Source organism: Bacillus cereus group sp. BfR-BA-01383, assembly GCF_022663495.1.
GTDB classification, from domain to species: domain Bacteria; phylum Bacillota; class Bacilli; order Bacillales; family Bacillaceae_G; genus Bacillus_A; species Bacillus_A cereus_AU.
The window spans coordinates 102,152-128,057 of sequence record NZ_JAKUFP010000003.1; the positions used below are offsets into that span (position 1 = coordinate 102,152).

The window sequence follows — 25,906 nt, forward strand, 5'->3', positions numbered from 1 at the left end:
TACTGAGTGAAAATGCTATTCCATATGTGGATAGTAGTTTATCGTCAATTTTGTCATTTTTTTGATCCGCACTCATAGGGTGGGGATTACTGCTCGTTTAGGAAAAGAAATAAGACGGAAGGATGATGATTTATATGTGCGGGATTACAGGATGGGTGGATTATAAACGCTCATTAGAAGGAGAAAGAGACGTCGTTACGAAGATGGCTGAGACGTTAGCAAAGCGTGGTCCGGATGATAATAAAGTTTGGATTAAAGGCAATGTTGCATTTGGGCATAAACGGTTAATCGTTGTGGACCCTGAGGGTGGTAAACAGCCGATGACTTGTTTAAAGGATGAAACGAATTATGCCATTTGCTACAACGGAGAATTATATAATACAGAAGATATTCGAAAGGAATTGTTAAGAAGAGGATATACATTCAAAGGTCATTCTGATACGGAAGTACTATTAGCTTCTTATATTGAATGGAAAGAAGAATGTGTCGATCATTTAAACGGTATATATGCGTTTGCAGTATGGGACGAACAGAAAGAACAAGTGTTTATTGCGAGAGATCGATTAGGTGTAAAACCGCTATTTTATAAATATGATAGCGGGCGATTATTATTTGGATCCGAGTTAAAAGCGATACTAGCGCATCCGGATGTGAAGGCGGAAGTAACGTTAGAAGGATTATCAGAAATATTCGGCCTTGGACCATCTAGAACACCTGGCCATGGTATTTATGCTGGTATAAAAGAACTACGTCCAGGGCATGCATTAACATTTTCAAAGAATGGTTTATGTATATGGAGATATTGGAATGTGGAAAGTAAAAAACATGAAGAGTCTTTTGAAGAAACAGTAGAGAAAACGCGCTTTTTATTACAAGATGCCATTACGAGGCAATTAGTTTCTGATGTACCGTTATGCACATTTTTATCAGGCGGAGTAGATTCCAGTGCGATTACAGCAATTGCCGCGAAAGAATATGAAAGAGCAGGAAAAGGTCAACTACACACGTATTCTATTGATTACGAAGATAATGACAAATACTTTAAAGCGAATGCGTTCCAGCCAAATTCAGATGCTCCATTTATTAATTTAATGACTGAGACATTTCAAACGATCCATCATCGCTGCGTCATTTCGAATGAACAGCTAGCAGAGTATTTAACAGAAGCAGTACTCGTTCGGGATTTGCCTGGTATGGCAGATATCGATTCCTCATTATTATGGTTTTGCCGTGAAATTAAACAAGATTTTGTCGTTGGTTTATCTGGGGAATGTGCAGATGAAATATTTGGTGGGTATCCTTGGTTTTATAGAGAAGATGATTTACAATCAAGTGCATTCCCGTGGATGCGTTCTACAGAAGCGCGGGAACAACTTTTGAAAAAAGAATGGCGAAATAAATTGAATTTGCAACAATATGTACAAAGGCGTTATGAAGAATCCATTCAAGAAGTTCCTATTTTAGAAGGAGAAAGCCCACTAGAAGCGAAAAGACGACAATTGTTTTATTTAAACATGGTATGGTTTATGACAACATTATTAGACAGAAAAGACCGTATGAGTATGGGCGCAAGCTTAGAAGTACGCGTTCCGTTTGCAGATCATCGCCTTGTCGAATATGCGTGGAATATTCCTTGGGAAATGAAAATGTATAAAAACCGCGAAAAAGGTCTATTGCGTAAAGCGTTAGAAGACATACTTCCACATGACATCTTATATAGAAAGAAGAGCCCATATCCGAAAACGCACAATCCGCACTATACAAAAGCAGTAACGGTATGGCTTCAAAATTTATTAACGGATAAAGGATCAATTTTACACGAACTATTTGATAAAGAGCAGCTGGGCGGATTGATTGAGTCTGGCGGCAGTGCATTTCAAACGCCATGGTTTGGTCAATTAATGACTGGGCCTCAGCTTTTAGCACATTTAGCGCAAATTCATGTGTGGTTTAAAGAGTATGGGGTAAATATAAAAGAATAGGAAAGGGCGGCTTACATTTGTGTGAGCCGCTTTTTTGTTAAATAAAATTCGAAATTATATTATAAATAATACATTTCAAATGTATTTCCTCATTTTTTCTGGTTTCATATATCTTACTCAATCATATGCAAAATTAGTATGACCACTCCATGCAGAAGTTCTTACTTGAGAATTATAGTTATCAAATTCAAAAACAGGTAAATGATATACCTAATTGTCTATTATTGAACTCCTAACAATCAATATCAAATGGGGAGTACGTTATAAAATATATTTTAAAAATTTTATAATATGATTTTTAAGGGTTCTCATTTCATGAATAAATCATTTGGATTTTTCATAACTTACATTGAAAATGTGAAAAATTGGAGGGGGTAATATTATGACCCTAAAAGAAAGAAGTGATTTATATCTTGAATTATTAAAAAAAGCGATTTTATTTGAAATCTGGCAAGAACATGAACAGTATTCACCCGCTCATGTAGAGATACCTATAGATTTAATGAGCTTTATAGAGGTGCATAATTTAAAACTAATGCATCAAGTACAGCCTAATCCAGAAGCAAGGAAATATGGAATGGATTGGCCGGCTATTGCACATAGTATGATTGGGCGTGCTAGATTAAATCAATTACATGCTGCGATGGAAACTGTTATAAAAGAAGAGATCCCAGGTGATTTTATTGAAACGGGTGTATGGCGGGGCGGAAGTTGTATATTTATGAGAGGGTTTTTAAAAGCAAATGATATACAAAATCGTCAAGTGTGGGTTGCAGATTCATTTCAAGGATTACCTGAACCGAACGTTGAAAAATACCCTCAAGATCAAGGAGATACATTATATACAATTGATTATTTACGAGTATCTTTAGAAGAAGTACAAAGAAATTTTCAAAAATATGATTTACTCGATAATCAAGTGACATTTTTAAAGGGCTGGTTTAAAGATACGTTACCTACTGCGCCGATAAAAGAGATTGCTATCGCTAGACTCGATGGTGATTTATATGAATCCACGATGGATAGCTTAACAAATCTATATCACAAATTATCTCCAGGTGGGTTTATTATTATTGATGATTATGGCTTGCATACTTGTGAAGCCGCTGTAACAGATTTCCGGAAAGAAAATAATATAAATGAACCCCTTGTCAGAATTGATCATTATGGTGCATATTGGCGAAAAGCTATAAAAGAATGACTTAATAAGGGATTTCATGTCATAACCTCAACTGTTTTCAATTTAAGGGTTGTGCAAGAGTACAGTGTATATATACGCTGTACGTTTTATTTTTGTTGTAGTTAGATGGTGTAAATATTAAAGAATAAGGGAAAAGTGGCTTACATGTATGTGAGCCGCTTTTTTTTATTAAATAAATTTCCATATAAAAATCAAAATCATATTATAAATAATATTTATTTAGAATTATTATTTTGACGTATTTATTATTAATTGGTATACTTGGAAACGAATGTTCTTGAAAAAGATTCTCATTTCCAAAATTGAGATGTAAGAAGAAAATAGGTTTGCTTGTGATGGCGTATGGAACGTGAGAGTCATTAGATGATGTAGAGGTGTATTATACTCACATTCGTCACGGGCGTAAGTAGTCTGAAGAAGCGCTCCAAGATTTAATCGGACGGTATAAAGCGATTGGCGGAATTTCACCGCTTGCGAAAATTACGAAAGAGCAAGCGCATAAATTAACAGATGTAATGAATAACATATTTACAGAGTATGAATTTACTTGTTACTTAGGATTAAAACATATTGCTCCATTTGGAAGTTTTATATGACGGAGATCATGAATGTAAAGTTGTAACTGATGAATTAAATGTCGCATATTTTAGATCAAATATGCCGAATGCACAATCTGTGTTTATTGATTGCTTAGCTGAAATTATTTCTAAAAAAATGATGGAGATAGTTGACAAAGATTTAGTTTTGAATAATAATTAGTTTATAATAATTTTAAATAAATAATAATTACTATGAGAGAAAGAGGAGGATCCCCCTAGATGAATCCAAATAATCGCTTAACAACAAACCAAGGTGCTCCAGTTGGAGACAACCAAAATTCTCGTACAGCTGGTCGCCGTGGGCCGGTATTGTTAGAAGACTATCATTTAGTAGAAAAACTTGCACACTTTGATCGTGAACGTATTCCAGAGCGTGTTGTGCATGCACGTGGTGCAGGTGCTCACGGGGTATTCGTAACGAAAAACAGCATGAAGCAATATACGAAAGCAGCATTTTTACAAAATGAAGGAACTGAAACGCCTGTATTTGTTCGTTTCTCAACGGTTATTCATGGTCAAGGTTCTCCTGAAACAGCACGTGACCCACGTGGTTTTGCTGTTAAATTTTATACAGAAGAAGGAAACTATGATATCGTAGGTAACCATTTACCAGTTTTCTTCATTCGTGATGCAATTAAATTCCCAGACATGGTGCATTCTTTAAAACCAGCACCTGATACAAATGTTCAAACACCAGATCGTTACTGGGATTTCATGACGTTAACTCCAGAATCTACACATATGATGACATGGGTATTTTCTGATTATGGTACACCAGCAAACTATCGTGAAATGGAAGGTTTCGGTGTCCATTCATTTAAATGGATTAATGCAGAAGGTAAAATTGTTTACATTAAATATCACTGGAAGCCACAGCAAGGTGTACGTAATTTAAGTGCAAAAGAAGTGGAGCAAGTACAAGGAAAAGACTTCAACCATGCAACTCGTGACTTATTTGATGCAATCGAAAAAGGAAACTATCCGAAATGGGATTTACACGTACAAGTCATGCAACTAGATGAAACGGACTCTTTAGATTTCGATCCACTAGATCCAACGAAAGTATGGCCAGAAGATCGCTTCCCATTAATTGAAGTAGGGACAATGACGTTAAATCGTAACCCGAAAAACTTCTTCGCAGAAGTAGAGCAAGCGGCGTTTACGCCAAGTGCAACTGTAAATGGTATTGAACCATCTGAAGATAAATTATTACAAGGTCGTTTATTCTCTTACCCAGATACACAGCGTTACCGCCTTGGTGCAAATTATTTACAAATTCCTGTAAATTGCCCATACGCAGCTGTTCGTAACCAACAACGTGATGGTGCGATGCAAATGAATCAAAATCCATCTACAATAAACTACGAACCGAGCCGTCATACAGAAAATCCAGTTGAAGATCCAACTTACCGTGATTCAGCTATGAAAGTAGAAGGCTACGTATCTCGTGAAAAAATTGAGAAACCAAATGACTTCAAACAAGCGGGTGAGCGTTACCGTTCATTCTCTAAAGAAGAGCAAGATAACTTAATTGCAAACTTAACAAATGATCTAAAAGACGTAAATGAACGTACGAAATTATTAGCTGTTTGTAACTTCTTCCGTGCAGATCAAGAGTACGGTATGCGTTTAGCGCAGGCATTAAATGTTGATATTACGCAATATGTAGGAAATGCTCCGAAATAAATAGGGAAAGACGACTGAATTTCGGTCGTCTTTTTTATTTTACTTGTAGCGTTAGGGGGTATTCTTTACTTCTGTCATGTCGGAATTTGTTGGTAAATCGATATGTTGTGTCGAAGCGTTGATATATTGAAAGAAACGATCGATATATCAAAAAAACCGTTGATATATTTACAAAAATACTGGGTTGGGTATATCACACTCGTTCCGTATATTCATAGGCTTTCTCGCCGTGCATCGAAATATCAAGCCCCATATGTTCTTCGTGCTCATCGACCCGAACAGGGAGGAAGAAGTTAATGGCTTTAATAATGGCGTACGTCATGATGATCGTGAATGCATATGTTGCGCCGATTGCTACAAGTTGTTTAAACAGTAAAGCGGCATTCCCATAAAACAATCCGTTAGCACCATCACCGTTTACAGTAGTAGTTGCGAATAGACCTGTTGCAATCCCGCCCCAAGTTCCTCCGATGCCGTGGCACCCAAAGGCATCAAGTGTATCGTCGTATCCGAATTTTGTTTTTAAGAAGAAAACAGCGCCGAAACATAATATACCGCCGATTGCTCCGATAAGAAGAGCGGAGAAAGATGTAACGAATCCGCAAGCTGGTGTAATAGCGACTAAACCAGAAACAACCCCGCAAGCAGCTCCCATCGCAGTCGGTTTTGATTGGAAGAACCATTCGGAAAGCATCCAAGTTAGAGCGGAGGCAGCAGCGGCTATATTTGTATTAATAAATGCAGTTAAAGCTACGTCGTTTAAAGATAGTGCACTACCGACGTTAAAACCGAACCAGCCGAACCAGAGTAAGCCAGCACCTAACATTGTAAATGGTAAATGGTGAGGAGAGGGACCGCTTATGTTTTTCCGTTTTCCAAGGAAAATGGCTAATACAAGACCAGCAACGCCAGAAGTGATATGAACGACATTACCGCCAGCGAAGTCTAACGCGCCAAGTTCTCTTAGCCATCCGCCAACGCCCCATACCCAATGAGCGACAGGATTGTAAACGATTGTTGTCCATAGAAGGATAAAAATGAGAAAAGCAGAAAATCGCATTCTTTCAGCGAATGCACCTGAAATTAAAGCTGGAGTTAAAATGGCGAACATGAGTTGAAACATCATGAATAAATTGTGAGGAATAGTAGATGAGTAGTCTGGATTTGGTGCGTAGGTAACTCCGTTTAAGCCGAACCAATCAAGTGTACCGATAAGTCCGTGCCAATCTGGTCCGAATGATAAGGAATAACCGATCATAACCCATTGAATCGAAACGATAGCCATTGCGCTATAACTATGCATTGTCGTACTGAGTACATTTTTACTGCGAACCATGCCCCCATAAAAAAGTGCCAATCCTGGTGTCATCAGCATGACCATTACTGTCGTTATAAACATAAAGACTGTATCTCCCGTATTCATTCTTTTCCCTCCTATTATGTTAGAAAAAATAACATCGTTTTGTTATGTTTCATATCATATTCGAAATGAAAGAAAAAATCAACTAAAAATTCAGAAAAATTTATACTTCATGTTAGAAAACCTAACATGAAGTATTTTGTGAGGAATGAAATCAACATATGCGCTTCTTTTGGATAATTGGTATAATATTCTTACAATTAAAAAACATGGGGGATGCATGTGGGAAAAATACGGACTAGGGAACTATTCATTTGTTTTTGTTTAGCTGTTATTTTGTTTGTACCAGTACATACTTTTGCGGAAGAAAAAAGGGAATGGCGAGATGAAGTCATATATTCCATTATGATTGATCGCTTCAATAACGGAGAACCGAAAAATGATAAACAGTTAGACGTTGGTAATTTAGATGGATATCAGGGCGGGGATATACGAGGAATTATAAAAAGATTGGATTACATAAAAGAAATGGGATTTACTACTATTATGCTGTCTCCACTTTTTGAAAGTGAAAAGTATGATGGATTAGGCGTTCGAAACTTTCAAAAAGTAAATGAACATTTCGGAACAGAAAATGATGTGAAAGAGCTTGTAAATGAAGCTCACCAAAAAGGAATGAAAGTTGTATTTCAATTTCCGTATGAAGAAAACGAGCAACAATTAATAGACTCGATGAAATGGTGGATAAACGAAGTCGATTTAGACGGAAGTTATGTGATACATAGTGAAGAAAAACCACGCACTTTTTGGGATGAAGTGCAAAAAGATTTGCAGAAGGTAAAGAAAAATTTTCGTATTATGATAAAAGAAGAGAATGAGTACTATGAAAAAATAGTAGAGTCATTTTCAAAAGCAGATATGTCTGTGAAACCTTTATATGATGTGAGCGGAAAAGAAGGAGAGTTCGCTACGTATTTAGATAATCAAGAAACAAAGCGATTTGCGCGTATTGCAAAAGAAAATATGTATTACCCGCCGTCTCGTTTAAAACTAGCGCTCACTTACTTATATACATCCCCGGGGATACCGAATTTTTATTACGGAACTGAAATCGCATTAGATGGAGGGGATGTTCCGGATAATAGACGATTAATGGATTTTAAATCAGATGAAAAGTTTATGCAGCACATAACAAAGCTAGGTGAACTTAGACAAACGAGACCATCTTTACGACGTGGTACGTTTGAGCTTTTATATGATAAAAACGGAATGAGTATACTAAAACGAAAGTATAAAGATGAAGTGACATTAGTAGCGATTAATAATACGAAAGAAACACAAAAAGTTTCCTTACCTGTAAGTGCTGTTGGGGAAAAACAAGAGTTACGAGGGTTGTTAGAAGACGAGATTATAAGAGAAGAAAACGGAAAGTTTTATCTCGTTTTAAAGCGCGAAGAATCAAATGTGTATAAAGTTGGAGAAGAAACGGGTATGAATTGGTTATTTATTTCCTTAATAGTCGGTGTGAATGTATTATTTATTGCATTTTTAATTGCGGTTAAAAGGAAACGGAAATGAGTAACTCTTTTCTTCAGTAATTCGTCTGCAGTTTCAAAAGAGGTGAGATATTTGCGGAAAAAGAAGTGGTTCGCTCTATGTTTATGTATTCTGATTGTATTCGTAAGTTTGCATTTTGGGGACGACGGTGACGATGGGAAATTTGTTCGGTGGGGCGATAGTGTTCATTCTGTTGATACAGCAGTTCTTAAGAGGAATAATATTCAATACAAAATCGAAAATGGTAAAGTTTATATTCCGGAAAAATCATTTGATAAAGCAATATGGTGTTGCTCTTAATAAATATAAAAACTCCTCTAATTAAGAGGAGTTTTCTTTTTTAGCGGTAGTTAATAAATTGTACGTCGATTGGTAAGTCAGCACTACGAACAGCTGCGATTACTGCTTGTAAGTCATCGCGGCTTTTCGCTGTAACACGTACTTGGTCATCTTGTACTTGTGTTTTTACTTTTAATTTCATTTCTTTAATGATGTTGTTAATTTTTTTCGCGTTATCTTTATCGATACCTTGTTGAAGTGTTGCGCGTTGGCGAACAGTGTTACCAGATGCTGCTTCAACTTTTCCGTAGTCCAAGTTTTTAATTGGAACGTTACGTTTTACAAGTTTAGAAATAAGAACGTCTTTTACTTGGTCTAATTTGAATTCGTCATCAGAAGTTAAAACAAGTACTTCTTTCTCTAATTTAATATCACTTTTACTTCCTTTAAAGTCATATCGGTTTTGGATTTCTTTTAATGCGATGTTAATTGCGTTTGTTACTTCAGGTAATTCTACTTTCGAAACGATGTCAAAAGAACTATCTTTTGCCATAGTTAGCACCTCCAAATAAAATTCTAATCTTTTTATGTACTGTACATACTAAAGTATAGCTGAAAACGAGCTTAGACTTAAGTGTTTTCATACTTATATTCATGTAACCTCCTTTTATTATAGTGAATTTTGGGCAGTTGGACAAATAAAGGAAAAATCGTGTTATAATTAACTTTTGTTTGGAATGATAAAAAAGATAATTTTATATATATAGAAGGGAATTAAAAAATATGTATTTGCAATTAGGATCGATTGAACAGGTAACTGTTTTACGCGAAACAGAAATCGGATATATGGTTGGAAACGAAGAGGAAGAAATCTTCCTACATAAAAATGAAGTAGCTGGAGAAATTGAAGAAGGCGATACGATTGATACGTTCTTATACCTTGATCACCAAAATCGTATTTCAGCAACAATGAAAGATCCGATTATTACAACGCATGATTGGAATTGGGTAAAGGTTGTAGAAGTTATTCCAAGTTTAGGTGTGTTTGTTGATATTGGCGTATCAAAAGATATACTAATTCCAGCCGATGAGTTTCCGATTTATATGCCGGTATGGCCAGAAGTAGGCGACGAATTATATTGCACATTAAAATTAACGAATCGTGATCGTTTAATCGCTCTTCCGGCAAGAGACAGTGATATGCAAGAAATTATCGTAGATGCGACGCCATCTATGCGTAATAAAAACGTAAATGGACGTGTGTATCGTTCGCTTCAAGTGGGTTCATTCATACTAACTGATGAGCATTTCCGTGCTTTCTTACACCATACAGAAAGAAAAGAACAAGTCCGCATCGGTGAGCGTGTAACGGGCCGTATTATTGACGTGAAAGATGACGGTACAATTAACATTTCGCTCCTTCCTCGTAAAGAAGAAGGAATGGAAGATGACGCTGCAGTAATTTATGAATATATGGAAGAGCGAGGCGGAGCAATGCCGTTTTGGGATAAGAGTTACCCAGAAGACATTAAAGAACGTTTCAATATGAGTAAAGCTTCATTTAAGCGTGCGCTTGGTAAGTTGATGAAAGAAGAAAAGGTTTACCAAGAAGAAGGTTGGACGTACTTTAAGAAATAAAGTGAATAAAAAGCACCGCCTTACTTTTTATAAAAAATAAGGCGGTGCTTTTTTAGTTCTCTGGCTCAGACACAAGTGTAAACGTATCTTTTAAGTCGCTATCATTTATTTTAATATTTGCCTTTTTTAATTCATCTTGTAACAATTTGTGACCGAATGTAGGATCTGCAATACGTTCTTCTTCTAAGTTTTTGCGGATAGAGTCTTTCACTTCATCGTAAGGTTTTAAATCTTTTATATCAGTTAATTTAATAATATGATAGCCGTTCGTTGATTTAACGGGATTGCTAATTTGTCCGACCTTTAGTTTGTAGGCAGCTGTTTCAAATTCAGGCGTCATTTTACCTGAATTTAAGTATCCGAGGTCTCCGCCCTTATCTTTTGATAGTAGGTCTTGAGATTCTTGTTTTGCTAATTCTTCAAATGAAGCACCAGCGTCTAATTTGTTCTTTATTTCTTTCGCTTCATTTTCATCACTTACTAAAATGTGACTCACTTTAATTTCTGGTTTATAGTGGTCTTTCACGTCTTTTTCTGTAACGCTTTTCTTAATTGCTTCATTCATAGCAAGTTTGAACTTAATTTGATTTTTGAAATCATCTTCATCTTTTAAGCGATTGTTTTCTAATACTGTTTTGAATTGGTCACCGTATTGCTTTTTCGCTTTTTGTACTTCTTTATCTACATCATCGTCAGATACTTTATATTTTTTTGTGATAACGTCTTGTGCCATCATTTCGTATAGCATGTCTTTTCCGTAACGATCCTTCAACTGTTTTTCGAAGTCGCTCTTCGTAATGGTGGAGTCTGTTGCTGTAGCGACTGTAGCTGAGCCATTTTTTTGTCCGCAAGCAGATAGCATTACTATACTTATTAGTGCAGTAATAATGAAAATATGTTTCCCTCTCATGCCAACACCTCATCCGAATATGTTATCGCTATTGTAGAATATAGAAGTGAACATGAAGTGAATTTTCAATGTTTTTTCCTGTGAAATGTAAAAAAAGTACATCAACAATTATGTTGATGTACGATGTAATCAAAGGTGATCGGTTTTCTTAGAATATGCACGTTTTCCTTGCTGAATATTTTTTTGCTCTTGTTCATTTTTTTGAGTGCGCTTTGCATTATTATCGCGTGCTTTTTTGTCGTTATCACTCGTATGTGGCATATGTATCAACTCCATTTCTAAACGTTGTACGTTTATCATTTCCTTTTTCGTAAAGACTATGTATAGCGGTACATTCATGAATAATAAAGGTGGATTAGAAATGGATTTGAAGTTAAATTATTCCGAACTTATAAAGAAGTTAATTGTTGTAATCATTGCAGGTTTATTAAATGCTATTGGGATGAATTTATTTTTAACACCAGCGAAAGTGTACGCGAGTGGTTTTGCTGGATTGTCTCAATTATTATCACAAATATTAGGTGACTTTTTATCTATTCATATATCTACAGGAGTATTGTTTAGTTTATTTAATATTCCTGTCGTTATTTTAGCGTGGAAAAAGGTTGGGAAGGCTTTTACGTTTTTTAGTTTTCTTTGCGTTATATTTATGACGTTGTTTTTAGAAATTATCCCAGTTCGGGCGGTTTCGGACGATATCATCTTGAATGCGATTTTTGGTGGGATTATTTCAGCAATTGGAGTAGGGATCGCGTTAAAGTGGGGGGCTTCTACAGGTGGTTTAGATATCATCGCGATGATTTTATCTAAGATAAAAGATAAACCTGTCGGCACATACTTTTTCTTTTTTAATGCAATTATCATTATCGCTGCAGGTTATGTGTATGGATGGGAAAAAGCGTTATATACATTAGTGACTTTATATGTGTCAACGAGAATTATTGATGCAATTCATACCCGTCATGTGAAAATAACAGCATTAATTGTTACGAAGAATGGGGCAGATGTACGAAAGGCAATTCACTCACGATTAGTAAGGGGGATTACAACTATACCAGCAACGGGTGCTTATACGAATGAAAATAAAGAAATGTTAATGATGGTTATTACTCGTTATGAGTTGTATGAATTAGAGCGGATTATTAAACAAGTGGATCCAGGTGCGTTTACAAATATATTGCAAACGGTCGGGGTGTTTGGATTGTTTCGAAAAGATTAAAGAGGACCAAAATTGGTCCTCTTTTTTTAATGCAAATTCGTAATATTTTGCAACTGCTCCTGCATTTCGCGTAGCTGAACTTTTTCAGCAGTTGAAGAGTTTGCATAAGCGGATCGCAAAGCGTTTTTTGCTGTATATACGAGATCTTGTTGCTCAGCGCCACTTGAACAAGATACAGCATTTGCAACAGCATCTCTAGCTTGTTGGAATAGTAAGTTCCCCATTTAAACCCCTCCAAAAGAAGAGTTACTTCTCGCTTTTTCTGCCTCAGCTAATGTACCTCTGTACGGGAATCTTGCATCATGCTTCATAATAGAATCGGCTCCTTGTTGGATAAAACGTTTTGATTTGTTCTTTTTACCCATTCGAAAAACCCCCTTTATTTAGCTGAACACAATCGACGCGGTAATCCGGCGTCTAATTATAGTATGAGCGTTTGGCGAGAAACTATAAGCAGGGAATTTTTAGATTACAACCCAAGAACCTCTTCCAAATATAGAGCGATACCATCTTCTTCATTCGTTAACGTTGTATGATTTGCGAGTGATTTTAATTCAGGGATGGCATTTCCCATTGCGATGCCATGACCAGCAAATTCAATCATTTCAAAATCGTTATCTTCATCACCGAAAGCAATGATTCGATCTTTTGGAATGTTGTAATGGTTTGAAATTTTTTGTAATCCGACAGCTTTATTTAATCCACTTTTTACAATTTCAATAATTGGCCAAGGTGCGCCCCATTTTCTATGGTCAATAACTTCAGCATGCATATCTGTTAAATGTTGACGAATTGCAACGGAATGATCATCGTGTGCGTCAATTAATAAACAAGTCGGATGATCATTTAAAATATTTAATAAGTCTCCTGTAAAAATATTTGGAGAACCAAATTCAAAAATATGTTTTTTATCTTCATCAATTTCACGAACGTACACATCATCCATCACTTCAGCATAGACATTTTTCACACCGAAATCAAAACAAGCTCGGACAATTTCTTGGGCTGTTGAAAGCTCAAGAGGAGAGTGATGTGTGCCCCAATTTGAATCGAGAGGGTGATGCACATAAGCGCCATTAAAGTTTACGATCGGTGTATTAAGATTAAGTTCTTTATAATAATCAAAACTAGCACGGAATGGACGTCCCGTTGAAATGACGACGATATGCCCTTGTTCCGTTGCTTTTGCAATTGTCTGTTTCGTTCGAGTGGAAATTATTTTGTTGTCTGTTAATAAAGTGCCGTCTAAATCTAATGCGATTAAATGTTGTTTACTCATAATTTCACCTCTTATAATAATTTTTTGTATCTATCTGTATTTCCGTTTTTAATATGCAGAAATAAGAGGTTAGACTGGGTGAGACCACCATAGATGGAAATTTCACTATATATCCATCTTACGTCGCAAAGTGCTGTGGTGTCTACTATTTCTCGCTGGAAATGAAGAAAAGTCAATATCTTTTCGGAAAGTTCAAATAATGTTTCTTTCATTATGTACAAATTGTGAAAAGGGTTACATTGCTCGTATGAGGAGGCTTATAATGAACATGTAATCTTCTCGTATATGTTTGACTCTCCTTTGAAACTAGCCTACAGTTGGGTTGGTTTCTTTTTTTCTACAAATAGGAAAGAAATCCCTGCTTAAGCTTGTGTAATTATATATATGTGCATGAGTAAACGGTAGTACTTGTTTCCTAAACATGACAGAAAAGCTTTCTTCTAAAATGGATATACTAATGAGGCAAAGACGTCATGGAAGGAGAATGAAAATGGGACAAAATCGCAGGTTTCGTTCTGGACAAAAAGCGCCAAATGATGGCATTTACGTAGAAATTGGTGAAACGGGAAGCATGGTGAAAGATCCGCAAATGGTGAAATTAACTGCCGGGGATAGGTTTCCAGAGAACACAAATCATAACCGTCAGTGGACATATAAAAGAAAACCGTAACAGAAGCCGCAATCGTTATTGCGGCTTTTTTGTCGTTACATAATGAATGCTCCCTTTTTCTTTTTCCAATAATAAGTTTGAAAATACATAAGCAAATTTATTGTATAAAAAAGTCAGTTGGCGTATAATCAAATCAAAGGTCAAAGAAAGTCAAACTTTTGGAGGGCTGTAAAGATGGACTTAAATCAAATGACAACGAAAACACAAGAGGCGATTATGAGTGCCCAAACTTTAGCGGTATCTCATCATCACCAAGAAGTGGATACTGTTCATCTATTGCTTGCATTATTAGAGGAGCAAGATGGATTAGCAGTACGTATATTTCAAAAAATGAATATTGATATAGAAGCATTAAAGCAAGGTGTAGAAAATTTAATTAAAAAGAAACCTTCTGTAACGGGAAGCGGAGCAGAAGCTGGGAAATTATATATAACAAGCACGCTGCAACAATTGCTTGTAAGAGCAGGGAAAGAAGCAGAAAAACTGCAGGATGATTACATTTCAATAGAACATGTATTGCTTGCTTTTTCTGAAGAAAAAGGCGATATCAATCAATTATTTACAAAATTTCATATTACGAAAGATAACTTATTACAGTCTTTAATGACAGTTCGGGGGAATCAAAGAGTGACTAGTCAAAATCCAGAAGTAACTTATGAAGCATTAGAAAAATATGGCCGTGATTTAGTGGCTGAAGTGAGAGCGGGGAAAATTGATCCTGTTATCGGCCGAGATAGTGAAATTCGCCGCGTTATTCGTATTCTTTCACGTAAAACGAAAAATAATCCAGTTTTAATTGGTGAACCTGGTGTTGGTAAAACAGCAATCGTTGAAGGATTAGCGCAGCGTATTGTGAAAAAAGATGTACCAGAAGGATTAAAAGATAGAACAATCTTTGCATTAGATATGAGTGCACTTGTGGCCGGAGCAAAATTCCGCGGTGAATTTGAAGAGCGTCTGCAAGCTGTATTAAATGAAATTAAAAAGAGTGAAGGGCGTATTTTATTATTCATTGATGAACTTCATACAATCGTTGGTGCTGGTAAAACAGAAGGAGCGATGGACGCAGGGAATATGTTAAAACCGATGCTTGCGCGTGGTGAACTGCATTGTATTGGGGCAACGACATTAGATGAATATCGTAAATATATTGAGAAAGATCCAGCGCTAGAAAGACGTTTCCAACAAGTATTAGCAGAAGAACCAACTGTTGAAGATACAATTTCCATTTTGCGTGGATTAAAAGAGCGTTTTGAAATTTATCACGGTGTAAATATTCATGACCGCGCAATTGTAGCAGCATCCGTTTTATCAGATCGATATATTTCAGATCGCTTCTTACCAGATAAAGCGATTGATCTTGTTGATGAAGCGTGCGCAACAATTCGTACAGAAATTGATTCTATGCCAACAGAATTAGATGAAGTAACGCGCCGCATTATGCAGTTAGAAATTGAAGAAGCCGCTCTTGGGAAAGAGAAGGACTTTGGTAGCCAAGAACGTCTCAAAACATTGCAACGTGAATTATCGGATTTAAAAGAAGTTGCAAGTGGCATGAGAGCGAAATGGGAGAAAGAAAAAGAAGATATTCACAAAGTTCGTGACTTACGTGAACATTTAGAGCGCTTGCGCCGTGAATTAGAAGAAGCAGAAGGAAATTATGATTTAAATAAAGCAGCTGAACTTCGTCACGGGAAAATTCCTGCGATTGAAAAAGAGTTAAAAGAAGCAGAAGAAATGGGCGCGCACAATAAACAGGAGAATCGTTTATTACGTGAGGAAGTAAGTGAAGAAGAAATTGCAGATATTGTTTCACGATGGACTGGTATTCCTGTTGCAAAACTCGTTGAAGGTGAACGTGAGAAATTACTACGCTTAGAGCAAATTTTATCAGAGCGTGTGATTGGTCAAGAAGAAGCGGTAAGCTTAGTATCAGACGCGGTACTTCGTGCTCGCGCTGGCATTAAAGATCCGAATCGTCCAATCGGTTCATTCATTTTCCTAGGTCCTACAGGTGTCGGTAAAACAGAGCTTGCAAAAACGTTAGCACAAACATTATTTGACAGTGAAGAGCAAATGATTCGTATCGATATGTCTGAGTATATGGAGAAACACGCCGTGTCACGTTTGATTGGCGCACCTCCTGGATATGTTGGGTACGAAGAGGGTGGTCAATTAACAGAAGCAGTAAGACGTAAACCGTATTCGGTTATTTTGTTAGATGAAATTGAAAAAGCACATCCAGAAGTGTTCAACATTTTATTACAAATGTTAGATGATGGACGCATTACAGATTCACAAGGTCGTACAGTAGACTTTAAAAACACGGTCATTATTATGACTTCAAATATTGGATCTGCTCACTTATTAGAAGGGCTAGAAGAAGATGGCTCTATTAAAGAAGGGTCAAGAGAACTTGTAATGGGGCAATTAAGAGGGCATTTCCGACCAGAATTCTTAAACCGTGTTGATGAAATTATTTTATTCAAACCTCTTACAACGAATGAAATTAAAGGTATTGTTGATAAAATTGTAAAAGAATTACAAGACCGTTTAGCTGACCGTCACATTACAGTGGAATTAACAAATGCAGCAAAAGAATTCGTTGTAGAAGCAGGCTTTGATCCAATGTACGGAGCTCGTCCGTTAAAACGATATGTACAGCGTCAAGTCGAAACGAAATTAGCACGCGAATTAATTGCAGGAACGATTACTGACAATAGTCACGTAGTGGTAGATGTAGAAAATAACCAATTGATTGTTCATGTAAAATGAAAAAAAGAGTTCGGATAAAATCCGGACTCTTTTTAGTGTTGTTCTACTGGCTCGTTTGGAATCGCAGCTGCAATCGCTAATACTAATACCGCAAGAACAACTGAGAAAATAGACGCTTGGTTAAAATCGTATGTACCGCCAGTCATAGAACCGATTACATAGCTCATCATATGTACAAGCGCGAACGACCAAATTAATGCCCAAATGAAACGCATATTTTACACCTCTATTCGTTCAATCTGTCCTTATTGTAACACAATTGAAAAAAGAATATAGAAAAATATTTGTAGATTTTTCAACGCAAATTTGCATTCTGTTCATACATTATAAAAGAGTACTTTTATACGTTTAGAAAATAAGGCGGGGGAAAAATGAGTATTACGGAACGTTTTTTTTACTTAGAAAAAGAGCCATGTGTCATTTATTTACCGGAGAAGCCAAATGGATTTTCTGTTATGCTTCTCGGTGATTACAACTACTTTATTGAGAATGGTACAAGTTTATGGACACAGCATGCGGGAAGATCTTATTTTTTACATGGCCTTATTGAAGAGGGCTACACGGTTTTTTCCTCTAATTTATACGGAAGACATTGGGGAAATGATCAATCTGTTCGTCTCGCAAAACGTTTATATGATGTTGTTTTGAGAAAAGAGACATTAAATGCGAAAATGCACATTATGGCAGATGGTATGGGTGCGCTTGTAGCGCTTGAGATGATGAATAAATATCCTGAATGTATACGCTCTGTCGTTATGTTAAATCCATGTTTAGATTTACCAGAATATGTGGAGTTTGAGAAAGAGCATAAGTTTTTTTACAAAAGATTAGTGAAGGAATTAAGTTTGGCGTATGATTCCAAAGAAGAAGAATTAGAATCAAAAATAAATAAGAAATCATTTGCGCTGCTTCCGTCTTGTGTACCTGTTAAAATTTTCGTATCAACACAAGAAAAAAGAGAAAGAAAACAATTGTTACGTAAATACGAGAAAATGAGGCAATTTAATCAATGTGATACTTCTGTTTTATTCCATCTGCAAGATGTGAAATATAAAATGGTTAGGCAAACGAGTGATTTCTTTAAAAAATATGAAGAAGAATTGTGAAGCTCCCATATACATAAATGAGGAGCTATTTGTTTCAAGGGGAAAGGGTTGGTGGTATGGAACGCGTGCTGATTATAGGTGCACTTACGTTTGTAGGTTATCACCTTGTGAATAAAATGATTGCAGAAGAAGTAGAAGTGTATGGTCTTGATTTTGATGAATTCGATAGTATGACAAAAATCAATGAAGAGAAGTTATTGTTAATTGGGCGAAATGCGTTATTTACGTATTATTCGATAAGGGATGAAGATGGATGGAAGTCAATAGAGGAAGAGAAATTCGATGCCGTTTACGTTTGCTTGTATGAGCCGAATCAGCAAAGCGGTTTTCGGAATGAAAGAGTCATATTACAATATTTAAAACGGATTATAAGAATGTGTGAAGAACATAAAATGAAGTTAAATTTAATTTCTTCTATTGAAGTAGGGAGCGCAGATGAATCTGAAAATAAACGTTTATTTTCGAAAGTGGAAGAAGGGTTAAAAAAAGGGAAATTACAATATAGTGTATTTCGAGTTCCTACATTATATGGACCGTGGCAACCATCCTTTATGATGTATCATCAGCTCATTTTATCAGAACTGGATGAGAAAGAGTGTCATTGTACGAGTAAGGAAAAAGGAAGCGATTTACTTTACGTTGAAGATGTATGTGAATACTTATGGGAGAATGGAACAAACGGGGATCATCTTGGTATATATAATTTACTTAGTGGTAAACAGTCATTGTGGGAAAAAGGTATGAATCTTTTGCGTGCAGATGATAAAGTAAATAAAAATAGTAAGGAAGAAAGAGATGAAGCGGCCGAGGATATTTCAATAAAAAGAAATACCCCGTTAGAATACGGTTTAAATAAGCAACTGGCACATGTGAAAAAATATAAAGAGTTATACGAAGGGTAGCCAGCGTGTTACACTATTGTATGGATTATGAATTGAAAGTTTTAATGGAGAGGAAGAGCATAATATGAACGAAAAAAGCATGCAATTTTTACAAATCGCAATGAAGCATTTACCAGAGGCAAAGGCAATTTTAGATTCTAATGGAATTGCGCTTGATATGGAGAAAGCACAGCCAGTATTAGAGCTATTGATGAAAGTAATGGGCGAAGCGTATGAGCTTGGGAAAGCAGACAAAGAATAAAGAATAAAGAATAAAACCCTTCTTTTTTGGGGGGAGAGAGGCTCGAACCGTAGTTAGAAGCGGTTAGGGCCTTTTTTCGTCTCGAGCGGAGTAAGACGAGAGAAATCATGAGGTTAAAGGGGAGGATGATGAGGAGGGTGGCTTAGTTTGGAAGGAAAGTAAAGAATAAAACCCTTTTTTGAGGGGAGAGGGGCCCGAACCGTGAGTAGAAGCGGTTCGGGCCTTTTTTCGTCTCGAGCGGAGTTAAGACCAGAGGAATCAAGTGGTAAAAGGGAAGGTATGTTTCTATTTCTTTTAATGAAAAATAAAGTAAATAATGCGCTAGCTTTATGTGTTAGCTGAAATATATTCTAGACAAAAATACATTTATGTTTTAAAATTAGTACCAAGTCATAATAATTGATATAAAACGGAGGGCTGCGATGTGAACGTGGGCATTTTAGGGATCGGAAGATATGTGCCAGAAAAAGTAGTCACAAATCATGATTTAGAGAAAATCGTAGATACATCTGATGAATGGATTCGTACGAGAACGGGAATTGCAGAAAGACGCATTGCCGATGATACAATAGATACTTCAAATATGGCGGTAGAGGCTTCTAAAAAAGCACTTGAAGATGCAGGGATTAGCGGAGAGGATATCGATCTTATTTTAGTGGCAACAGTAACGCCAGATCGCGCATTCCCAGCAGTAGCTTGTGTAATCCAAGAAGCGATTGGCGCAAAACATGCAGCTGCAATGGATTTAAGTGCAGCATGTGCTGGCTTTATGTACGGAATGATTACAGCGCAGCAATTTATTCAAACGGGGACTTATAAAAATGTATTAGTAGTTGGCAGTGATAAACTATCTAAAATTGTAGACTGGAATGATCGAAATACAGCAGTACTATTTGGGGACGGAGCAGGTGCTGTCGTAATGGGAGCTGTTTCAGAAGGAAGAGGCGTTCTATCTTTCGAATTAGGAGCAGACGGAAGTGGTGGCAAGCATCTTTATCAAGACGAGTATGTTATGATGAATGGCAGAGAAGTCTTTAAATTTGCTGTTCGTCAACTTGGTGATTCTTGTCTTCGTGTGTTGGAGAAAGCTGGTCTTACGAAAGAGGATGTGGATTTCTTAGTACCGCATCAAGCAAACATTCGTATTATGGAATCTGCAAGAGAGAGATTAAATTTACCGCAAGAAAAAATGAGTATGACAATTGAAAAGTTTGGCAATACATCAGCTTCTTCAATTCCGATTGCAATGGTAGAGGAATTGCAAAATGGACGTATTCAAGACGGTGATTTAATTATACTTGTTGGTTTCGGCGGCGGCTTAACATGGGGAGCAGTAGCTCTTCGTTGGGGTAAATAAGGACTGAGAGAAAAAAAGGAGTGTATTTTGTATGGAAAAAAAGAGGGTCGTAATTACAGGACTAGGGGCTGTTACACCGATCGGAACAGATGTTGAAACAGCTTGGGAAAACATTAAAAAGGGTGTATCTGGAATCGGACGACTTACAAGAATTGATCCAGAATTGTTTCCAGCAAAAGTAGCAGCAGAAATTAACGACTTTGAAGTCGAGAAATATATTGATAAAAAAGAATCGCGCCGTATGGATCGCTTTACACAATATGCAGTAGCAGCAGCGAAAATGGCAGTTGCAGATGCGAAGCTTGAAATTACAGAAGAAAATGCACCTCGAATTGGTGTATGGATTGGTTCTGGTATTGGTGGTATGGAAACATACGAAGAACAATTTAAGATTTTTGCTGAAAAAGGTCCACGCCGCGTGAGCCCATTCTTCGTACCGATGATGATTCCGGATATGGCGGCAGGTCAAGTATCAATCGCGACAGGAGCGAAAGGAATTAATACTTGTTCTGTAACGGCTTGTGCATCAGGTGCCAACTCAATCGGTGATGCATTTAAAGCAATTCAGCGCGGTGATGCTGACGCAATGATTACAGGCGGAGCAGAAGCACCGTTAACAAGTATGGCATTCGCTGGCTTTAGTTCAGCGAAAGCATTAACGTTTAATGAAGATCCAGCAACTGCTTGCCGCCCGTTTGATAAAAACCGTAGTGGTTTTGTAATGGGGGAAGGTTCAGGTATTATAATTCTTGAGGAATTAGAGTATGCATTAGCACGTGGTGCCCACATTTACGCGGAAATCGCTGGTTATGGTGCAACTGGTGATGCGTTCCATATTACAATGCCAGCTCCTGGCGGTGAAGGTGGAGTTCGCGCGATGCGTCAAGCTTTAGCTGATGCAGGTTTACAGCCAGAAGATATTGATTATATTAATGCACACGGTACAAGTACGGATGCAAATGAAAAGTATGAAACGATGGCAATTAAAGAAACTTTCGGTGAGCATGCTTATAAAGTAGCAATTAGCTCAACGAAATCAATGACAGGTCACTTATTAGGAGCGGCAGGTGCTGTTGAGGCGATTTTCTCTATTAAATCAATTACAGACGGAGTAATTCCTCCAACAATTAACTATGAAACACCAGATCCAGAATGTGACTTAGATTACGTACCGAATAAAGCGAGACAACAAGAAGTAAACGCGGTATTAAGTAACTCACTAGGATTCGGTGGGCATAACGCAGTATTAGTATTTAAATCATATAAATAATAGATGAAATAAGGTGTTTTTTCGTAATATATTGCGAAAAAACACCTTATTTATTTTTACGTCTTTTTCTCCTTTTGCATATACATAAGAAAAAGGAGGGATAAAGATGGGGGTTGTTGAAACAGCCGAGTGGTTACATCTATATTATGGACGGCCAGAAAAGCTTTGTGAGAAATTTACGAAGTATATTCCGTTGCCAAAAGAAAGATTGTATCGCTTTTTAATTTCTAAAGGTATGTATCGTCCGGTCATGCGAGGAGAACGTGAAATTAAAGAGCTAGAGAAAAAAGAAATTTGGAAAGAGTTACGTATGGAGTATGATAAATTGAAAAATTGGTTAAAAGGTCCGGATGTCCCTGTCTTTATTTTACTATCAGATTCTTATAATCGAACGATACAAGAAGAGTATAACGGGAAGGCTGGACTATCTATGCGCCACGTTATTTTTTTATTCATATGTGGACGGAATTCGGTGGAAGAGTTAAAAGCGTTATTGGCACATGAATATCATCATATATGCAGGTTACATCAAATTGAGACGAAAGAAACAGAATATACATTACTTGATACGATGATTATGGAAGGGTTAGCTGAGCAGGCGGTAACGGAAAGGTATACAGAAAAAAACAATGCGCCGTGGACGACGTATCTTTCAAAAGAAGAAGCACTTTATTATTGGGAAAACGTTGTACAGGAGAGAATAACGATAAAACGGGGAACGAGGGAGCATGATATTTTATTAAATGGACTTCATTCCTATCCGAAAATGCTTGGTTACGCGCTTGGATTCCATATTGTAAAAGATTGTGTAGCTTTTGAAGGAGAAGATACGCTTTCTTTATTATCTATAGATGCGAAAGAAATATTGAATAAAGCAAATACATTTCATGTGTCATGAAAAACAGGAGGGCTATCTCCTGTTTTTTATATTATAGAAGAAAAAATAATAATTAGAATATATTTCCTAAGGTGGAATAAAGTTAAGCAAAGTTGAACATAATGATTGGTACAAACAGTAGTGAAGTGAGGGGTAGAGAATGTTATATCTACATGATGTATGGGTAAATTGGTTTGAAGGTGAAGAGAATGGGTATAACGTTTGTCATTTTTACGAATGGCGGAAAGATGATACGATTGAGCTATTAGATCAAGTGCCATTATTAAAAGTAGATTCCACATTATATCATTACATCGAGAACGAATTGTTAGAGCTTCCGCAAAAGTTATTGGAAGACGTACATCATAAGGCTTATATTCGTAAAAATCACGAACGTTTGCAGCAAGAATATTGTTTTGTAGTTACAGATGGAAAAGGAATTATTGCGATTGATTCAATTGGCTACAATGTGCCGATTCGAAAAAGCAGACTTATACCTCGTCAAGAACAGATGGTATATGAGATGGTAGAAAATGTGCAAGCAGAAAAGTATGAGTTCCAAGTGGAAGAAATTGAAAAAGAACATCATATTTTATCACCATCACCTTTCATTATGAATGGCTTGACTCGTAAAGAAAGACAGCTTAAACAATTATTATTTATGGCGTTAGATCAATTACATACAACGAAAAACCCAGCTGAAATTCGCTATTGGTTCACAGAGTGGGATCCATCAGCGTACGGGATGGTCCAACATATGGAGTTTGAAGATGTTTGGACTAAGCTTTATGATGAAGCGAAAACTGGATGGTCTAAAAAGCACGAACAATTATGCGAGCGCCTTGTAAAAGGACAACCGTTTTTCGAAAAGTTATGGGAAATGGAAAATGAGCAGAAGGTAAATTAAAAAACCGCCAATTGGCGGTTTTTTAATTTGTAGAAATCTAGCTCCAGCGGCAAGCTCTTCGTGTCTAAGAACCTTCCGCATAAGAAGACAAAAAGCGTCTTCTATACGAAAGAACCTTAGCCAGTCAGAGCTGAACGAGCCGCTTCCGCTTTATAATAAAACCCAGCTCCGGTTCCTAGCCCTTCGCGTCTAAGAACCTTCCCCACGAGAAGGTAAAAAGCACCCTCTGTGGGAAAGAACCTTATCCGTCAGGGCTAAGCAGTCGCCTCCGCCTTTTAAGTTACCTACGTTTTCTACTTAGTCCCATTGCGTTTTCTACTTTGCGTAGTTGTTTGAATGCAACGCGGTTTGCTTTTTCGGCACCTTTGTCTAGAATTTCGTCTAGTTCTGGTGAGTTGATTAGTTCGTTATATTTGTCTTGGATTGGGCGGATTGCTTCTACGACTACTTGTGCTAAGTCACCTTTGAAGTCGCCGTATCCTTTTCCTTCGTACATTGCTTCTATTTCTTCTACTGTTTTTCCTGAGAATGAAGAGTAGATTGTTAATAAGTTAGAGATTCCAGGTTTGTTTTCTTTGTCAAATTTAACGATACCTTCAGAATCAGTTACGGCACTTTTAATTTTCTTTTCGATTGTTTTTGGCTCATCAAGCATGCTGATCATTGATTTTGGATTCGGATCAGATTTACTCATTTTCTTCGTAGGTTCTGTTAATGACATAACGCGAGCTCCTACTTTTGGAATGCGAATTTCAGGAATCGTGAACACTTCACGGAAACGTTTGTTGAAACGCTCTGCTAAATCACGTGTTAATTCCATATGTTGTTTTTGGTCATCGCCAACAGGCACGATTTCTGTGTTGTAAAGTAAAATATCAGCAGCCATTAATGGTGGATACGTAAGTAATCCAGCTGGAACTGAATCTCTACCAGATGCTTTATCTTTATATTGTGTCATACGCTCTAATTCTCCAACATACGCAACTGATTGCATAATCCAGCCTAGTTGAGCGTGCGCTGGTACTTCTGATTGTACAAATAAAGTAGCTTTTTCAGGGTCAATGCCGCATGCAACATATAAAGCTGCAAGACTACGGATATTTTTACGAAGTTGTATAGGATCTTGAGGTACTGTAATGGCATGTTGGTTTACAATGCAGAAATAACAGTCGTGTTCGTTTTGAAGTTCTGTAAATTGCTTCATAGCCCCTAAATAGTTTCCAAGTGTAATCGTTCCGCTTGGCTGAATACCAGAAAAGATAACTGACATAAGTAATTCCTCCTAAAATTGAGTGTGCGATAGGGAAGAGAAGGCATACAAAAAAGCCCATTCATCCCAAATTACATAGGGACGAATGGACCGCGGTACCACCCTAATTATTTCACAGCTGTGAAATCTCTCAGATCCATAATAACGTTTGGATATAACGCCAAAGCCTACTACTTTCGGTTCGGTTTGGTGCTCAAAAGCCCATTCCATATTGTACAATTACTTGTTCACACCAGCCACAAGCTCTCTGAAATTGCCCCAATATGTACTCTTCTTTATCATCGCATACATATAAATTTATTTATTGTTAACTGAGCCCTTTTAATATGAAAGAACTAAAGTTTTATAACAAAATGTTTTGCTGATTATTATATCATATGGAATAGCGTTTGCAAACTACATCAAAATAGTAAAGCTAATGACAGTCGAGAACAACCCAAGTACGATACCAGTAATACAAATCGGATACGTCCATTTGTATGAATATGTTTTATAAATACGTTCTTTCTTATCGATAGGTTCCTCTGCTTCTTCAATTAAAGAGTCAATTTTTTTATTTGTACCAAACACTTTTTGGAATGCGTAAATTGTTACGTTAAAAAATCCCTTTTGAAATATGAATAAAAAACCACCTATAAGAATAAAAAACAATGCGATATAGAATGAGATGTTGACAAAATTCAACAAAAACTGTGATGAAACGAGGAATGCGCCCACACTAGAAGCGATTATCGCTACAAAAAATAGTATACAAGTATGAAAAAAAACTTTATTCAAAATATTCCCCTCCGTCAAAATATTACTAGAATTATTATACTATA

At 36.8% G+C, this 25,906-nt stretch carries 27 protein-coding genes, 1 pseudogene and 1 other annotated feature; of the genes and pseudogenes, 18 read left to right on the forward strand and 10 right to left on the reverse strand.

Annotation, left to right across the window (positions count from 1 at the left end; translation table 11 throughout):
* Positions 1-134 precede the first annotated feature (134 nt).
* From asnB to katB, 5 genes and pseudogenes are all read left to right on the forward strand, one after another.
* Complete coding sequence (gene asnB, locus MR065_RS04415; protein WP_242212644.1) at positions 135-1,982, forward strand: asparagine synthase (glutamine-hydrolyzing); 1,848 nt, start codon at positions 135-137, stop codon at positions 1,980-1,982.
* Between the two features lie 382 nt (positions 1,983-2,364).
* Positions 2,365-3,183, forward strand: coding sequence for a TylF/MycF family methyltransferase (locus MR065_RS04420; protein ID WP_242212645.1), 819 nt, complete (start codon positions 2,365-2,367; stop codon positions 3,181-3,183).
* A gap of 335 nt (positions 3,184-3,518) precedes the next feature.
* Positions 3,519-3,764: pseudogene (locus MR065_RS27880) on the forward strand (ferrochelatase); the annotation flags it as partial.
* Entirely contained in the window at positions 3,754-3,942 is a 189-nt protein-coding gene (locus MR065_RS27885) for a ferrochelatase (RefSeq protein ID WP_472927158.1), read from the forward strand. The pseudogene MR065_RS27880 and the gene MR065_RS27885, both read left to right, overlap by 11 nt.
* Before the next feature lie 59 nt (positions 3,943-4,001).
* The gene (gene katB, locus MR065_RS04430) at positions 4,002-5,468 is read left to right on the forward strand and encodes a catalase KatB (RefSeq protein WP_242212646.1); all 1,467 of its coding nucleotides are present in this window, start codon (positions 4,002-4,004) and stop codon (positions 5,466-5,468) included.
* A gap of 193 nt (positions 5,469-5,661) precedes the next feature.
* Here katB and MR065_RS04435 read toward each other — a convergent pair whose 3' ends face one another.
* On the reverse strand, positions 5,662-6,891 hold the full coding sequence (locus MR065_RS04435) for an ammonium transporter (RefSeq protein ID WP_242212647.1): 1,230 nt from the start codon (positions 6,889-6,891) through the stop codon (positions 5,662-5,664).
* Positions 6,892-7,104: 213 nt separating this feature from the next.
* On the opposite strand from MR065_RS04435, the gene MR065_RS04440 reads away from it, so the two are divergent.
* Together MR065_RS04440 and MR065_RS04445 are read left to right on the forward strand one after the other, a co-directional pair.
* On the forward strand, positions 7,105-8,406 hold the full coding sequence (locus tag MR065_RS04440; protein WP_242212648.1) for an alpha-amylase family glycosyl hydrolase: 1,302 nt from the start codon (positions 7,105-7,107) through the stop codon (positions 8,404-8,406).
* 51 nt (positions 8,407-8,457) lie between these two features.
* The gene (locus MR065_RS04445; RefSeq protein ID WP_242212649.1) at positions 8,458-8,685 is read left to right on the forward strand and encodes a hypothetical protein; all 228 of its coding nucleotides are present in this window, start codon (positions 8,458-8,460) and stop codon (positions 8,683-8,685) included.
* A 40-nt stretch (positions 8,686-8,725) separates the two neighbouring features.
* Here the strand turns inward: MR065_RS04445 and MR065_RS04450 are convergent, their stop codons facing one another.
* On the reverse strand, positions 8,726-9,217 hold the full coding sequence (locus MR065_RS04450; protein ID WP_002170814.1) for a YajQ family cyclic di-GMP-binding protein: 492 nt from the start codon (positions 9,215-9,217) through the stop codon (positions 8,726-8,728).
* Positions 9,218-9,447: 230 nt separating this feature from the next.
* Between MR065_RS04450 and MR065_RS04455 the strand changes: the two genes are divergently transcribed.
* Positions 9,448-10,302, forward strand: coding sequence for a CvfB family protein (locus MR065_RS04455; protein ID WP_242212650.1), 855 nt, complete (start codon positions 9,448-9,450; stop codon positions 10,300-10,302).
* A gap of 52 nt (positions 10,303-10,354) precedes the next feature.
* On the opposite strand, the gene prsA is transcribed toward MR065_RS04455, so the two are convergent.
* Together prsA and MR065_RS04465 are read right to left on the reverse strand one after the other, a co-directional pair.
* Positions 10,355-11,212: a peptidylprolyl isomerase PrsA gene (gene prsA / locus MR065_RS04460; RefSeq protein ID WP_242212651.1), complete on the reverse strand. Its 858-nt coding sequence runs from the start codon at positions 11,210-11,212 to the stop codon at positions 10,355-10,357.
* Positions 11,213-11,341: 129 nt separating this feature from the next.
* On the reverse strand, positions 11,342-11,473 hold the full coding sequence (locus MR065_RS04465; protein ID WP_001120851.1) for a DUF3941 domain-containing protein: 132 nt from the start codon (positions 11,471-11,473) through the stop codon (positions 11,342-11,344).
* Between the two features lie 100 nt (positions 11,474-11,573).
* Here MR065_RS04465 and MR065_RS04470 point away from each other — a divergent pair, with 100 nt between their 5' ends.
* On the forward strand, positions 11,574-12,431 hold the full coding sequence (locus MR065_RS04470; protein WP_242212652.1) for a YitT family protein: 858 nt from the start codon (positions 11,574-11,576) through the stop codon (positions 12,429-12,431).
* Between the two features lie 26 nt (positions 12,432-12,457).
* Here the strand turns inward: MR065_RS04470 and MR065_RS04475 are convergent, their stop codons facing one another.
* The 3 genes from MR065_RS04475 to MR065_RS04485 all read right to left on the reverse strand — a co-directional run bounded on the left by MR065_RS04475 (position 12,458) and on the right by MR065_RS04485 (position 13,710).
* The gene (locus MR065_RS04475; protein ID WP_242212653.1) at positions 12,458-12,655 is read right to left on the reverse strand and encodes a DUF3813 domain-containing protein; all 198 of its coding nucleotides are present in this window, start codon (positions 12,653-12,655) and stop codon (positions 12,458-12,460) included.
* Positions 12,656-12,796: a hypothetical protein gene (locus MR065_RS04480; protein WP_000516818.1), complete on the reverse strand. Its 141-nt coding sequence runs from the start codon at positions 12,794-12,796 to the stop codon at positions 12,656-12,658.
* A gap of 104 nt (positions 12,797-12,900) precedes the next feature.
* Positions 12,901-13,710 carry a Cof-type HAD-IIB family hydrolase gene (locus MR065_RS04485; RefSeq protein ID WP_242212654.1) on the reverse strand — a complete coding sequence of 270 codons (810 nt, stop codon included), beginning with the start codon at positions 13,708-13,710 and terminating at the stop codon, positions 12,901-12,903.
* Between the two features lie 490 nt (positions 13,711-14,200).
* On the opposite strand from MR065_RS04485, the gene MR065_RS04490 reads away from it, so the two are divergent.
* Complete coding sequence (locus tag MR065_RS04490) at positions 14,201-14,380, forward strand: YjzC family protein (RefSeq protein WP_071744626.1); 180 nt, start codon at positions 14,201-14,203, stop codon at positions 14,378-14,380.
* 174 nt (positions 14,381-14,554) lie between these two features.
* Positions 14,555-17,155 (forward strand): ATP-dependent chaperone ClpB, encoded by a 2,601-nt coding sequence (gene clpB / locus MR065_RS04495; RefSeq protein WP_242212655.1) that lies wholly within the window; start codon positions 14,555-14,557, stop codon positions 17,153-17,155.
* A gap of 32 nt (positions 17,156-17,187) precedes the next feature.
* Here the strand turns inward: clpB and MR065_RS04500 are convergent, their stop codons facing one another.
* The gene (locus tag MR065_RS04500; RefSeq protein ID WP_001211111.1) at positions 17,188-17,370 is read right to left on the reverse strand and encodes a YjzD family protein; all 183 of its coding nucleotides are present in this window, start codon (positions 17,368-17,370) and stop codon (positions 17,188-17,190) included.
* 156 nt (positions 17,371-17,526) lie between these two features.
* On the opposite strand from MR065_RS04500, the gene MR065_RS04505 reads away from it, so the two are divergent.
* The 7 genes from MR065_RS04505 (at position 17,527) to MR065_RS04535 (ending at position 23,815) form a co-directional block, all read left to right on the forward strand.
* Positions 17,527-18,261 (forward strand): lipase family protein, encoded by a 735-nt coding sequence (locus MR065_RS04505; protein ID WP_097903958.1) that lies wholly within the window; start codon positions 17,527-17,529, stop codon positions 18,259-18,261.
* A 29-nt stretch (positions 18,262-18,290) separates the two neighbouring features.
* Positions 18,291-19,163 (forward strand): NAD-dependent epimerase/dehydratase family protein, encoded by an 873-nt coding sequence (locus MR065_RS04510; protein WP_242212656.1) that lies wholly within the window; start codon positions 18,291-18,293, stop codon positions 19,161-19,163.
* A gap of 64 nt (positions 19,164-19,227) precedes the next feature.
* Positions 19,228-19,404, forward strand: coding sequence for a ComZ family protein (locus MR065_RS04515; protein ID WP_002011319.1), 177 nt, complete (start codon positions 19,228-19,230; stop codon positions 19,402-19,404).
* Positions 19,405-19,828: 424 nt separating this feature from the next.
* Entirely contained in the window at positions 19,829-20,761 is a 933-nt protein-coding gene (gene fabH / locus MR065_RS04520; RefSeq protein WP_242212657.1) for a beta-ketoacyl-ACP synthase III, read from the forward strand.
* 31 nt (positions 20,762-20,792) lie between these two features.
* The gene (fabF, locus tag MR065_RS04525; RefSeq protein ID WP_242212658.1) at positions 20,793-22,031 is read left to right on the forward strand and encodes a beta-ketoacyl-ACP synthase II; all 1,239 of its coding nucleotides are present in this window, start codon (positions 20,793-20,795) and stop codon (positions 22,029-22,031) included.
* A gap of 106 nt (positions 22,032-22,137) precedes the next feature.
* Positions 22,138-22,929, forward strand: a complete 792-nt coding sequence (locus tag MR065_RS04530; RefSeq protein ID WP_242212659.1) for a DUF2268 domain-containing putative Zn-dependent protease — start codon at positions 22,138-22,140, stop codon at positions 22,927-22,929.
* Positions 22,930-23,068: 139 nt separating this feature from the next.
* Positions 23,069-23,815: a YjbA family protein gene (locus tag MR065_RS04535; protein WP_097903962.1), complete on the forward strand. Its 747-nt coding sequence runs from the start codon at positions 23,069-23,071 to the stop codon at positions 23,813-23,815.
* Positions 23,816-24,095: 280 nt separating this feature from the next.
* Here the strand turns inward: MR065_RS04535 and trpS are convergent, their stop codons facing one another.
* Positions 24,096-25,085 (reverse strand): tryptophan--tRNA ligase, encoded by a 990-nt coding sequence (trpS, locus tag MR065_RS04540; protein WP_097903963.1) that lies wholly within the window; start codon positions 25,083-25,085, stop codon positions 24,096-24,098.
* A gap of 74 nt (positions 25,086-25,159) precedes the next feature.
* Positions 25,160-25,376 (reverse strand) — a binding site (T-box leader).
* A gap of 105 nt (positions 25,377-25,481) precedes the next feature.
* Positions 25,482-25,862 (reverse strand): DUF3899 domain-containing protein, encoded by a 381-nt coding sequence (locus tag MR065_RS04545; protein ID WP_097903964.1) that lies wholly within the window; start codon positions 25,860-25,862, stop codon positions 25,482-25,484.
* Positions 25,863-25,906: the final 44 nt, after the last annotated feature.